The sequence below is a fragment of the Candidatus Gastranaerophilales bacterium genome, from assembly GCA_028696075.1.
Classification (GTDB): Bacteria; Cyanobacteriota; Vampirovibrionia; order Gastranaerophilales; family JAILCC01; genus JAQVHS01.
Genome location: JAQVHS010000005.1, coordinates 112,930 through 125,531 on the forward strand (window position 1 = coordinate 112,930; position 12,602 = coordinate 125,531).

The window sequence follows — 12,602 nt, forward strand, 5'->3', positions numbered from 1 at the left end:
AGCTCAGCTTCTCAGCTTCTTAACTTCCCAGCTTCCTTAAGCTTCCTTAAGCTTCCCTGCTTCCCTAAATTTTTGCCGCAGCAATGTTCAATCGGGCATTCATTACATTTTGGATTTATCGGCTTGCAGATATTTTGCCCGAAAGTTACAAGCAGCGTATTAAAATCCATCCACAAGTTTTCGGGTAATTTTTTTCGCAATACCATCTCTGTTTCATCCGGAGTTTTGGTTTTGACATAACCTAATCTGTTACAAATCCTGTGAACATGAATATCCACACAAATTGCAGGTTGATTAAAGCCCTTGGCAATAGTCAAATTTGCGGTTTTGCGCCCTACACCCTTAAAAGTACACAGCTCCTCTATATCGCAAGGAACTTGAGAGTTATATTTTTCTACAAGAGTTTTAGAAAGCTCAAGAATTTGTTTTGCCTTATTTTTATAAAACCCCACAGGGTAGATTGCTTTTGATATTTCTTCCTCTTTTCTTTGAGAAATTTCTAACGGCGTTGTTCCTAACTCTCTTAACCTCATACTTCCGCCAAAAGTCGTTTCATCTTTGGTTCTAAGGCTCAAAATACAGTATATAAGCACTTGATACGGGTCTTTTAAGGTTTCCATAAAGTTCACAAAGTCCGACCGTGGCAGGTCTTGTGCCTTCAAAATTTCCACTATATTGTCGATTTTACACTTATTATTCATCTCTATTCCTTCCGTAATCAGGCTCTCACTATGATTAAATGTCTAAAATACACGTTATAAGGGGCTTGAAACCTCTTTTGGTATATGCTATAATTGTAGTAGATAAAAGATAAAAAAGCAAAAGAGGCATGACATGATTAGTCAGTTGAGGCATGATGAGCGATTACTTGCGAAGCTGGTCTTCAGCATCATCTCCTATTCTATTCTAATAACAATACTGATAAATCACAACATACCTATAAATAAAATTAAGGCGCAGGAAATAGCTATATCTAATAAAGTGTACGCTGGCTCGGTTATTATGACCGAGCCATTTTTTTTAGGTGCAAACGAAGCAACAAAACTTTCACACAGAAAACAGCTCTGGGATAAAGATGTTCAAAAACGCTACCCCGGCAGTTTGATTTTAACCGTTCAGGACGGGGTTAAACATATCAGGTTAACAAAGTACGTCAACGGCAGAAAAGTCAGAATTAATGTAGTAGAGATAAACACTTCCATAAATAAAAATATTTCGCTAAAACCTGTTTTGGCATCAAATACCTTAAGCAATAAAGCTTCCATAAGAACAATAGCCCAAAAAGAGAATACCATCGCCGCAATAAACGGCTCTTACTTTAAGCCCCAGAACGGTATTCCGTTAGGGACAATGATGGTAAACAAGGATATCTTGACAGGTCCTGTTTACAACCGCGTGGCTTTAGGTATAGCAGACGGTTATTACAGGATGTCAAGGGTAGACCTCAATGCCCGGCTTCAATCAAAAGATACGGTTTTAAAAATCGACAATATAAACCAGCCGAGAATGCTCTCCACTTATGTGTTGGTATATACACGTAAGTGGGGAGCTGTTTCTCCCCCTCCGCCGCAATACGGAGTTCAAATAACTATTGAAGATAATAAAGTAACACACGTAGGTTACGGCTCTAATGCAATTCCGGAAAACGGTTATGTAATCGTAGGACCAAAAAGCAAATTGGAGCCGTTTTTTAATGCCAAAGATATAAAAATTGATATCAAAACTACCCCTGAATGGGATGATGTAAATCATATCATCAGCGGCGGGCCGTATTTGGTCAAAGAAGGAAATGTCTATGTTGATGTCAACGAACAAAAATTAAATTCTATCGCAGGCAAAAACCCGCGCACCGCCATCGGCTATACGCTGGATAATAATTTCATCATGGTAACGGTTGACGGCAGAGAAGAAACTTCTGTCGGAATGACGATTTGGGAACTTGCGAAATTTATGAAACAAATCGGCTGCCAAAATGCAATGAACCTTGACGGCGGCGGCTCCAGCGTTATGTATTTAAACGGCAGCCTTATAAACAGCCCCTCAATAAAAGGCGGAATTGCTATAAGCAATGCATTGGTGCTTTATACAAATAAAGAGCTTTCCGCTTCAAAAGAATAAAAAACTGCTTGTATCAGTAGGTTAAATATGCCATAATAGACTTAGTTATATTAGATGATTGTTAATTATGATTTCTATAAAAATATCGTCATAACTAAATAAGAAATAACGCAGAGCCTCTCTGCGATAGTGTTATAGACTGAATAGAAAGGTATATCATTTATGAACATTATGATGATTATACTGGCTATTTTGGGATTACTTGCCCTCATATACGCGGTAATCTTACAAATTAAGCTATCAGAGAAAAATAATTCTCTGAAGGAAGTTGAAAAACTTACCGAAAAAAAATTAAAAGAAGCGCAAGACCAGATTGCAATCCAAAAAAAAGAAGCGCTGATTTATGCAAAAGAAACCCTACAGGACCAACGTGAAGAGTTTGAAAGAGAAGCAAAGGACCGCAGGAGCGAACTTCTTAAACTGGAAGCAAAGCTTGAGCAAAGAGAAGACCGTATTGAATCAAAAGCTCAGGAAATTTACGAAAAAGAACATGCTGCTAATAAAAAAATGGATGAGCTTTATGCAAAAGAAGATATTTTAGCGGATTTAGTCCAAAAACAAACAGAAGAACTTCAAAGAATCTCCTGCATGAGCCAGGAAGATGCGAGAAACATTCTTCTTCAACAGATAGACAAAGATTTAACTCAAGAATATGCAACCAGAATCAAAGATACTGAAAGTAAAATCAAAGAGTTTGCAGAAGACAAGGCAAGAGAAATTGTCAGCAATGTTATGCAGCGCTGTGCAATTGACCATGTTATAGAATCAACGGTTTCTGTTGTGAGCCTGCCTAACGACGAAATGAAAGGCCGTATAATCGGCAGGGAAGGCAGAAACATCAGAGCCTTAGAAACCTTTACAGGAGTGGATTTAATCATTGACGATACTCCCGAAGCCGTTGTACTGTCCTGCTTTGACCCTGTAAAAAGGGAAATTGCAAGAAGTGCATTAGAAAAACTGATAGCGGACGGACGTATTCACCCTGTTCGTATTGAAGAAGTTGTTGAAAAATCAAAAACCGAAATTGACCAGAAAATGTTCAAAGAAGGCGAAAATGCTGCGGCACAGCTTGGAATAGTCAATCTTCATCCTGAATTAATCAAGCTTTTGGGAAGATTGTATTTCAGAACAAGTTACGGTCAAAATGTACTGACACACTCTATTGAGGTAGGGCATTTGTCAGGCATGATAGCAAAAGAATTCGGGCTTGACCCCGAACTGGCTAAAAGAGCGGGCTTGCTTCATGACATAGGCAAGGCGGTTGACCAAACTCAGGAAGGTACTCACATTCAATTGGGTGTTGAGCTTGCGAGAAAATACGGTGAAAAAGAACAGATAGTTCACGCTATTGAAGCCCATCATGACGATGTATCCGCTAACACTATTGAAGCTGTTATTGTAAAAATAGCAGACAGTATGAGTGCCGGCAGACCCGGTGCAAGGCGTGATACTCTTGAAATTTACATCAAGAGAATTCAAAAGCTTGAAGAAATCGCAACAAGCTTCGAAGGTATCAAGCGTTCATTTGCGGTTCAATCAGGTAGAGAAGTCCGTGTTATTGTGGAGCCTGCGGCGTTTGACGATGATGCAAGCACAAAACTTGCCCGTGATATTGCAAGCCGGATTGAAACCGAGCTTGATTATCCCGGTCAAATCAGAGTAACCGTTATTCGTGAAATCAGGAGTACGGAAATAGCAAAATAATGTGTGAAAGAGTTCTTGACATACTTTTCATAGGGGACATTGTAGGCAGACCGGGAAGAAAAGCCGTCTGCAGGTATTTGAATGACATCAAAAATACTGAACCGCCGGACTTTGTGATTGCAAATGTCGAGAACGCTTCTCATGGCTTCGGGCTTACTTTTAGAAACCATGAGGAGTTAAAAAGTTATGGAATTAACGCTTTTACATCAGGAAACCATATTTGGGACAAAAAAGAAATCTTTGAATACATCAACACCTCGGATGTGTTAATCCGTCCGCTTAACTACCCTAACTGTGATTTTGGGGTCGGGTATCGGATTTTTGAAGTGAAAGGGGTCCGTCTTTGTCTGATAAACCTTTTGGGCAGGACATTTATGACCCCTGTTGATTCACCGTTTGATGTTTTAAAAAACGCTATGCCGGAACTAAAAGAAAAAGCGGATATTTTTATAGCGGATTTTCATGCGGAAGCTACCGCCGAAAAAATTTGTATGGCATATTTTGCCAAAGATTTGGGGATTAACGCGGTTTTGGGTACTCATACCCACGTCCAGACCGCTGATGAGCAGATTATGGACAATATGTTTTACATAACAGATGTTGGATTTTGCGGCGCTAAAAACAGCGTTATAGGTATGGACGTCACAACATCAATAAAAAGATTATTAACATGCTTACCGGAGCGTTATGAGATAGAAGCCGACAATGAGGCGCAGCTTAATGCAGTCAGATTAAAATTTGATATAAGCTCCAAATCCTGCATGTCTATAGAAAGAATTTTTTGCGATAAGAAGTTAAGTGAGGAAAAAGACATGAAAGGAAGCTAAATTGAAAGTAGATTTACACGTTCACAGCACATACTCGGATGGTGCTTACACGCCGCGGCAAGTAATTGATACGGCGGTAAGTGTCGGTTTGAATGCTATTTCAATCACAGACCACGACAACATTTTAGCCTATGAAATCTCCAAGAGCTACATCAGAGAAAAAGGCTATGACCTTGAAATTATTCCGGGTGTGGAAATTAATACACTCTACAACGGAGAAGAAATTCACATCCTTGGCTATTTTATGGATTTTGAAAATAAAAATTTTCAAAAAATGATTAAAATCCAACAGCAAGCCCGTGTTAAACAGACACAAAGAATCGTGGAACTTTTAAACAAAAAGGCAAATATCCCGGTTACAATGAATCAAATAAGCAACTATGTCGCCCCCGGCGGCAGTATAGGCAGACCTCATATTGCGAAAGCTATTGTTGTGGCAGGCGGTGCGCAAAACGTTATTGAAGCCTATGCCAAATACATCAATGACAACTCGCCTGTTTATATCCGCAGAGAAACCGTAACTCCGCATGAGGCGGTGGAAATTATTTATGAAGCAGGCGGAATTCCTATAGTTGCCCACCCTTGTGATATTGATAAACCAAAAGAGCTGGTAGAAGATTTAATGAACTACGGCTTAAGAGGGCTTGAAGCATATCATCGCAAACACACTCCCGCTATGGTTGAATACTATTCCTCCATGGCAGAAAATTACGGACTAATTGTAACAGGCGGTTCGGATTTTCACAGTCCGAATAACAATAACGTAATTTATCTGGGCAAAATCTTTATCCCTGATTGGGTTTACAATAATCTTAAAGAAGAAAAAAGAAACATTGAAATTGCGGGAATTTAGCACCCTTGTCTATATAGCCTGAAAGGAGAAGAACCTTGTTTGAAAGATTTACCGAAAAAGCAATTAAAGTAATTACAATGGCTCAAACTCAGGCTATCTTGCTTGAACATGCACAATTGCACAGTGAGCATATATTCTTAGCTATCTTAATGCAAAAATCAGGCATTGCTTCAAAATTCCTAAAGGCAGCGGGCATGAATTATGAAATGATTAAAGAAGACATTATTGCACTTAACTTTGAAAAAGCGACAAAGCAGCAAAATGTCCTGCCGTTTTCCGACGAATTAAAAAAAGTATTGAAACTCGCATGGGACAAGTCCATTGCTATGCAAAACCATTCAATTATTCCGGAACATTTATTTTTAGCCATAGTAGAGTCTAAAAACCTTAATATTATCAAACTTTTTAACAAGTACAACATTGATATTGCAAGGATAAAAAATTCCACGCAAAAAATCGTCCAAAAACAAACCCAAAAATTCATACACCCGGAATTTGTTTTGAATACCCGGCAATTGGAAGATACTAAAAGCGAGATAAAAATAAGTTCGCTTTTGGAAGATGAAAAAGCGAAAGACTTTTTTGCCGCCGTAGCAGATAAAACAGCTAAATCAAACCTGGAAGCAATAGGAACTGCGCAGATTTTGGCTGAACTTATCAATAACAAAGAGGTTTCCTGCCTGTTTGATGATTTGCCCACAGGCAAAGAAGAACTTATAAAGCTTTTACATTCAGGACTGTATAGGCAGGAAGATTATGATGAAGAGTATTTATTTACACAAAAAGCCAAAGACTCTATACTAAATGCATTTGAAATTGCAAAGGAAGCAGGTTCTTCAAGCATAACCCCGGAGCATGTTTTGCTTGGGCTTTTGAAAAACAATTCCGGCAGCGCTTACAAAATTTTAAAAGAACAAAACATTAATACAAAAAGCTTAAAACAGCGGCTGATGGATAGAATCGAACAGCAAAAAACCACTTCAATGAAAATTATTAAATTAGCCAAGCTTGAAGCTGCAAGACTGGGGCATAATATGGTGGGTTCCGAGCTTTTGCTTTTAGGCATTATTATAGAAAGCGCAGGCATCGGCGCACAAGTGCTTCAGGATTTGGGTGTTAATATCAAGGACGCAAGAAAAATTGTTGAAGAGCTGATAGGCTACGGCAACAATTATGAGGCTAAGAATTATTCCCTGTCGCAAAGGGCGAAAAAAATCCTTGATAATGCCTGGGTTGAGGCAAAACAGCAAAATAAAGACCGAATAGACTCTGAACATATTTTGCTCGGTATTATTAAAGAAACCGATTGCGTTGCCAATAAAGTCCTTGAAGCGTTAGGCGTTGATGCTATTGAAATTGTGGAAGGTATCAAGAAAAAATTCTCAAAAATTTGAAATTGCAATGTATATTAACAATTAGCGTTTATTGACGTAAACCGGGAATAAATTGTATGATGAAAAAGGTTTAATATTTGGAGTGGCTGCATGAATTTTGGCGAAATTCTAAAAGGTCCTTTGACCCCTTTTAAAAACTTTAATATTGTTTTTATTGCACTTTTTGCATTGGTTGTTCTAATCAGCTTTAATTTAGGCGACCCAAAATCCGCCTCTTTTCAGATACATACTCTTGTAACAAATATTTTTAACGGAGTTGTTACTTTATTATTTACAGGTTATTGCGTGAATTATTTTAAAACCAAATATTTATTATCAGACTCTGAGGTTAATGTAAGTATTGATGCGGGGAATTTTGTAAAAACAGGTCTTAAATTCTATTTATTCGGACTATTACTGGGGATTTATCTGGCTGTATTTTGGCTCCCTCTTTTCATACTCGGAGGTATAGCATTTGGGGCTTTAGCAGCCCATCAGATTGCTATTGCCGTTATTATGCTGCTTGTTTTAATAACAGTAGGGATTCGGCTAACTATAAAGTTATACAAATACGCGCTTGTAGCTACATTGCGTTATTTGCAGACCGATGATGTCAAAGAAGGCTGGAATATCAGGGATATTAATTCTATAATTAAGTTAAATAACAAGAGCCTTGAATCTTATATTTGGGTTGCCGTCGGGTTATCTGTTATTTACATTACTTCTTTTTTATTCTCATCTGTTTTCCTTTTAATCAATAAAATTTTTGCATCTGCGCTGCTCGGTATTTTAACATGGTACAGTACGATTGTATTTTATGATATGTACGGCAGTATGCTTGATAATATTGCTATACAGCCTCAAGAAGCAGGATAAAAATAACTTAAAAACTTATTTTTATAAATTTGCGCTGCAAATCCACGCTCAATTTGCTCAAAAATTCGCCTACATAAGCACCTATCCCTACGTTATAGCTAAATTTAGGGTTTTTAACCGTCAGGGCATAGAGAGTTTTTTCTGCAACAGCCTCGGGGGCTAAACCGTTTTTAATGCTTGTTTCTAATGAAGCCATTAATTTTTGGGTTTTGGGCAAATATTTTTCCAAAGTTTCCGGCGGAATTTTTCCGAATGCATTTTTTGCAAGCTCAAAAGATTTCTCCCATAAAGGCGTTTTTATAACACCGGGTTTGATGGAAATAAACTTTATGTTTTCATCACACCGCTCTATTGCCAGCCCCTGAAAAAATATATCCAAAAGCTTTTTAGAAGCGCAATAAGGAGCTATAAAAGGATAAACAAAATTCGATGAAACAGAGCTGATATTGATAATTCGCCCTTTTTTCATCAGCGGCAGAAATGTGGTTACAATCTTCAAAGGCGCAAAAGCATTTACTTCAATTTGTTTTCTTATCGCATCAAAATCAGGACATTCCATTACCCCCGCCTGTGCAAACCCTGCAGCGTTAATAATCGCGCTAAGGCTTATATTTTGGCTTTTGAACTCCTGAAAGAGGTTCTCAATTTTTTCATTATCCAATACATCAAACATTACAACAGAAATTTGCGGACTGAGAGCTTCAAGCGCTTCTTTATCTTCCTGTTTTCTGACGCAGGCAATAACTTCATAGCCTTTTGCCGTGAGCTTTTCGGCAATAGCTTTGCCTATCCCTGATGATGCACCTGTTAATAAAATTTTTTCCATAAGAGCAGCTAAACCAGTTTATCTTTTAAGGTTTTCAAAGCATTATCAAGGTTCGCCGGATTTTTGGCGCCGCCCTGGGCAAAGTTCGGTCTGCCGCCGCCCTTGCCTTCGCAAGCCTGTGCTATTTCATTTACAATCGCTCCGGCGTTTATTCCTTTTGCAATAATGCTATCTGAAACCTTTGCTATAATTGAGATTTTATCGTCGCTGTATGAGCATAATACAATCGTGCTTTCGCCTAATTTATCGGCAAATTTTTCCGCATAATTCTTTAAAATATCAGCGCTTACACCGTCTATGCGCTCAACTAACACTCTGCCTGATTTTCCTTCTGTCGCATTTTGGTATAAAGTTTCCATTTTGCCTGCAGCAATTTGATTTTGAAGGTCTTTGATTTTTTTGTTTAAACTTTTATTGTCTTCCAAAATTTTCTCTAATCTTCCTTCAAGTTCAACGACCGGGGTTTTTAAAGTTTTAGCAATTTGTTCCAACACAGCGTTATTTTCTTTGAATAATTTAAGTGCGCTGTTTGCACAAATAACTTCTATTCTTCTTACACCTGCCGAGATTGCGCTTTCGCTGACAATTTTTGCAACTTTAAGTTCGCTTATATTCTCAACGTGAAGCCCGCCGCAAAGTTCTTTGCTCACATCACCAACGCTTACCACTCTGACATCAGCAGCGTATTTTTCATCAAAAAGAGCGGTCGCGCCTGATTTTTTGGCGTCTTCGACCGACATAATCCGCGTTGTGCAATCGAACCCGAGGTTAATCCATTCGTTCATCAAATCTTCTATTTGGGCAAGTTCATCTTCGCTCAGCCCTCTGTCAAAGTTAAAGTCGAACCTTGTTCTAAAAGAGTCAACCTGAGAGCCTGCCTGATGAACTTCGCTGCCCAAAGTTCTTACCAAGGCAGCTTGCAAAAGGTGTGCAAGTGTATGGTGGGCTTTTATTTGCTTTCTCAATAGGTTGTCAACTTCTGCACAAACTTTATCTCCTGTTTTGATTGAACCTTCCGTGATTTTTGCTTTGTGGATAAAAAGGTTGTCCAGTTTGATTGTATCGACCACTTCAATTTTAACATTTTCGTTTGATATAATGCCGCTGTCGCCTGTTTGCCCGCCTGATTCGGCATAAAGAGGGGTTCTATCAAGAATGATATCAACCTCATCACCTATGACGGCTCCATCGGTTTCCACGCTGTCTTTTACTATTGCAACTACTTTAGCCCCTTCAATCCGATTGGTTTCATAGCCCTTGAAGTCTGTTTCGCCGTATTTTTTCAAAATATCAACGAAAATAAGATTTTGTGTGAGGCTGATTTTGGTATGAGCAGCTTTGGCGCGCTCTTTTTGTTCGTCCATTTCTTTTTTAAAGCCTGCTTCATCAACTTTTAGCCCTTGTTCTAATGCGGTTTCCAAAGTTAACTCCATAGGAAACCCAAAAGTATCATAAAGTTTAAACGCATCAGCACCCGAAATAGTTTTGTCTTTTTTCTGCTTGGCTTCTTCAATAAGCTGGGACAAAAGTAGTTCACCCTTATCAAGCGTCTGTTTGAAGCGTTCTTCTTCCGCTTTGATAACGGAAATTATCTTATCACGGTTTCGTGCAAGTTCCGGATATGTTTCTTTATAGCTATCTACAACCGTATCCACTATTTTGTAAAGGAACGGCAGCTCCAATCCTAAAATTTTGCCATGGCGCAGCGCCCGCCTTAAAATCATACGCTCTACATAGCCGCGTCCCTCATTGCTCGGGGTTAATCCGTCTGCAATCATAAACGATACGCAGCGTGCATGGTCTGTGATGATACGAATACTGATGTCGGTTTTGGGGTCTTTTTTATATTCTTTAGAGGAAAGCTCACAGACTTTTTTCAAAATCGGCTGCAAAAGGTCTGTGTCAAAAGTTGAGGTTACACCGTTTACAACCATTGTTACACGCTCTAAGCCCATTCCGGTATCAACATTTTTCTTAGCTAACGGGGTCAGGTTGCCTTCTTCGTCCTGATTCAATTCGGTAAATACCAAATTCCAAATTTCAACAAACCTGTCGCATTCGCAGGTATCAATGCCGCAATTATCACAGCAGGCATATTCCGCACCTAAATCATAGTGAATTTCGCTGCAGGGTCCGCAAGGTCCTGAAGCACCCGCAGGTCCCCAAAAATTATCCTTTTTGCCTTTTTTTAATATCCGCTCGGGTCTGACTCCTGTTTTTTTCCATATCTCAACAGCTTCATCGTCTGTTTCAAAAACCGTAATCCACAGCCTTTCTACATCAAGCTTTATTTCATTTATTACAAAATCCCATGCCCATGGAATAATTTCCTCTTTGAAATAATCGCCAAAGCTGAAATTGCCGAGCATTTCAAAAAAAGTGTGATGACGTGGAGTTCTGCCTACATTTTCTATGTCTGAATCTTTGCCGCCGGCTCTTGCGCATTTTTGTACGGTTGCGATTCTTGGCGGGTTTGGCGGTTCTTCATAACCCAAAAACATCGGTACAAATTGCAGCATTCCTGCTGTTGTTAAAAGCACGGTAGGATTATCAGGGATTAAGCTTGAACTTTTATATTGCAAATGATTGTGCTTTTTTACAAAGAAATCTATGTATTTTTTCCTTAATTCGTTTCCGGTTAATTTGTCAGACATTTACTTTACCTTATATAGCTGTATTTTAATTAAAATTATATAACAAATAAAAGCGTTATATAGCAAGACTTAAATACAGCGGATTGCTTAATGGCAAAAAAACCGAAAAAATGTTATGATGGCTCTACGTTATTGTTATGGAAAACCTGAAACACAGGGGGTTATATGAAAGTATTGTTAATAAACAGCAGCGCGAAACCCGACGGCTGCACATTTACTGCGCTGGGCGAAGTGGCAAAAGCGCTTAACGCTGAAGGAATAGAAACCGAAATTGTTCAATTGGGCGCCGCACCCGTTGCTGATTGCGTTGCATGTTATGTTTGCAGAAAAAACTCTACAGGCAAGTGTGTCTTTGATGGTGATATTGTAAATATTCTGATTGAAAAAGCAAAAGAAGCTGACGGGTTTGTTTTTGGTTCGCCCGTTTATTACGCTCACCCGACGGGAAGAATACTATCTGTTATGAACAGGGTATTTTTTGCAGGCGGGCATGCATTGAGGTACAAACCTGCGGCAGCTGTTGTTTCAGCAAGACGTGCAGGCACAACCGCTGCTTTGGATGTGATTAATAAGCATTTTACGATTAATAATATGCCTGTTGTTCCTTCATGTTATTGGAATATGGTACATGGCAGTTCGCCTGAAGATGTTTACAAAGACGAAGAAGGTGTGCAAATTATGCGGACTTTGGGCAAGAACATGGCTTGGATGTTAAAATGCATTGAAGCAGGCAAAAATGCTGATATTAATCCGCCTGAAGCCGAAGAAAAAATCTGGACGAATTTTATAAGATAGCTATCTCACAAATTGCCTGTCCATTTTTCTTAATCTTCAATAAAACTTATAGAATTTTTTAACTCTTTTTCAATTGCTGCAATAATCTTTGATAAAGGAATGTTTAAGCTTTCGGATATGCGCCATAATGTGGAAAATTGAGGGTCTTTTACACCTTTTTCTAAATCTGACCAAATGGATTTTGATAAATTTACTTCATCAGAAAGTAAACTTATAGACTTTTTTGATTTCTTTCTAAGAATTTTAATCTGTTTTGCCAATGTATTTTTTAAAATTTGTTTATTCTCTTGCATAATTACATATTATTGTACTAATATTAGAACATATCGTTCTTATTTAAGAACGAAACCCGAGGAGTAAATATGTCTAAAGATATTATTTATATTGAAGATTTAAAGTTTTTGTCAGAAAGTGTTTTTGTGTTTAGTTCTATTCTTAAAGATTATTGCGGTTATCATAAATCAGAAAGTTTGGAATTGGGTTTTATTGACATATTATCTGAATATTTGGTTATAACCTCTGATAAGTTAAACAGCATGCTGATTGATTATAATGACAATGATTGATGTGTATAAC

The 12,602-nt window shown here is 38.3% G+C and carries 12 protein-coding genes; 8 read left to right on the top strand and 4 right to left on the bottom strand.

Annotated features, from left to right (window positions below; genetic code table 11):
* Window positions 1–11: 11 nt before the first annotated feature.
* The gene (locus PHX18_05045; protein ID MDD3593975.1) at window positions 12–701 is read right to left on the bottom strand and encodes an endonuclease III; all 690 of its coding nucleotides are present in this window, start codon (window positions 699–701) and stop codon (window positions 12–14) included.
* Between the two features lie 301 nt (window positions 702–1,002).
* Between PHX18_05045 and PHX18_05050 the strand changes: the two genes are divergently transcribed.
* The 6 genes from PHX18_05050 to PHX18_05075 all read left to right on the top strand — a co-directional run bounded on the left by PHX18_05050 (window position 1,003) and on the right by PHX18_05075 (window position 7,751).
* Window positions 1,003–2,118, top strand: coding sequence for a phosphodiester glycosidase family protein (locus PHX18_05050; protein MDD3593976.1), 1,116 nt, complete (start codon window positions 1,003–1,005; stop codon window positions 2,116–2,118).
* Between the two features lie 162 nt (window positions 2,119–2,280).
* Window positions 2,281–3,822, top strand: a complete 1,542-nt coding sequence (rny, locus tag PHX18_05055) for a ribonuclease Y (GenBank protein MDD3593977.1) — start codon at window positions 2,281–2,283, stop codon at window positions 3,820–3,822.
* A complete protein-coding gene (locus tag PHX18_05060; protein MDD3593978.1) occupies window positions 3,822–4,649 on the top strand; it encodes a TIGR00282 family metallophosphoesterase in 828 nt (275 codons plus the stop codon). The genes rny and PHX18_05060 overlap by 1 nt, the downstream gene beginning before the upstream one ends.
* A 1-nt stretch (window position 4,650) precedes the next feature.
* Window positions 4,651–5,502: a PHP domain-containing protein gene (locus tag PHX18_05065; protein ID MDD3593979.1), complete on the top strand. Its 852-nt coding sequence runs from the start codon at window positions 4,651–4,653 to the stop codon at window positions 5,500–5,502.
* Between the two features lie 35 nt (window positions 5,503–5,537).
* Window positions 5,538–6,896 (top strand): Clp protease N-terminal domain-containing protein, encoded by a 1,359-nt coding sequence (locus PHX18_05070; protein MDD3593980.1) that lies wholly within the window; start codon window positions 5,538–5,540, stop codon window positions 6,894–6,896.
* A gap of 90 nt (window positions 6,897–6,986) precedes the next feature.
* Window positions 6,987–7,751, top strand: coding sequence for a DUF4013 domain-containing protein (locus tag PHX18_05075; protein ID MDD3593981.1), 765 nt, complete (start codon window positions 6,987–6,989; stop codon window positions 7,749–7,751).
* A 7-nt stretch (window positions 7,752–7,758) separates the two neighbouring features.
* Here the strand turns inward: PHX18_05075 and PHX18_05080 are convergent, their stop codons facing one another.
* A complete protein-coding gene (locus PHX18_05080; protein MDD3593982.1) occupies window positions 7,759–8,577 on the bottom strand; it encodes an SDR family NAD(P)-dependent oxidoreductase in 819 nt (272 codons plus the stop codon).
* A gap of 8 nt (window positions 8,578–8,585) precedes the next feature.
* Entirely contained in the window at window positions 8,586–11,231 is a 2,646-nt protein-coding gene (alaS, locus tag PHX18_05085; protein ID MDD3593983.1) for an alanine--tRNA ligase, read from the bottom strand.
* Window positions 11,232–11,396: 165 nt separating this feature from the next.
* Here alaS and PHX18_05090 point away from each other — a divergent pair, with 165 nt between their 5' ends.
* Entirely contained in the window at window positions 11,397–12,026 is a 630-nt protein-coding gene (locus PHX18_05090) for a flavodoxin family protein (protein MDD3593984.1), read from the top strand.
* A 29-nt stretch (window positions 12,027–12,055) separates the two neighbouring features.
* Here the strand turns inward: PHX18_05090 and PHX18_05095 are convergent, their stop codons facing one another.
* Window positions 12,056–12,319, bottom strand: a complete 264-nt coding sequence (locus PHX18_05095; protein ID MDD3593985.1) for a helix-turn-helix transcriptional regulator — start codon at window positions 12,317–12,319, stop codon at window positions 12,056–12,058.
* 69 nt (window positions 12,320–12,388) lie between these two features.
* Here PHX18_05095 and PHX18_05100 point away from each other — a divergent pair, with 69 nt between their 5' ends.
* The gene (locus PHX18_05100; protein MDD3593986.1) at window positions 12,389–12,592 is read left to right on the top strand and encodes a hypothetical protein; all 204 of its coding nucleotides are present in this window, start codon (window positions 12,389–12,391) and stop codon (window positions 12,590–12,592) included.
* Window positions 12,593–12,602: the final 10 nt, after the last annotated feature.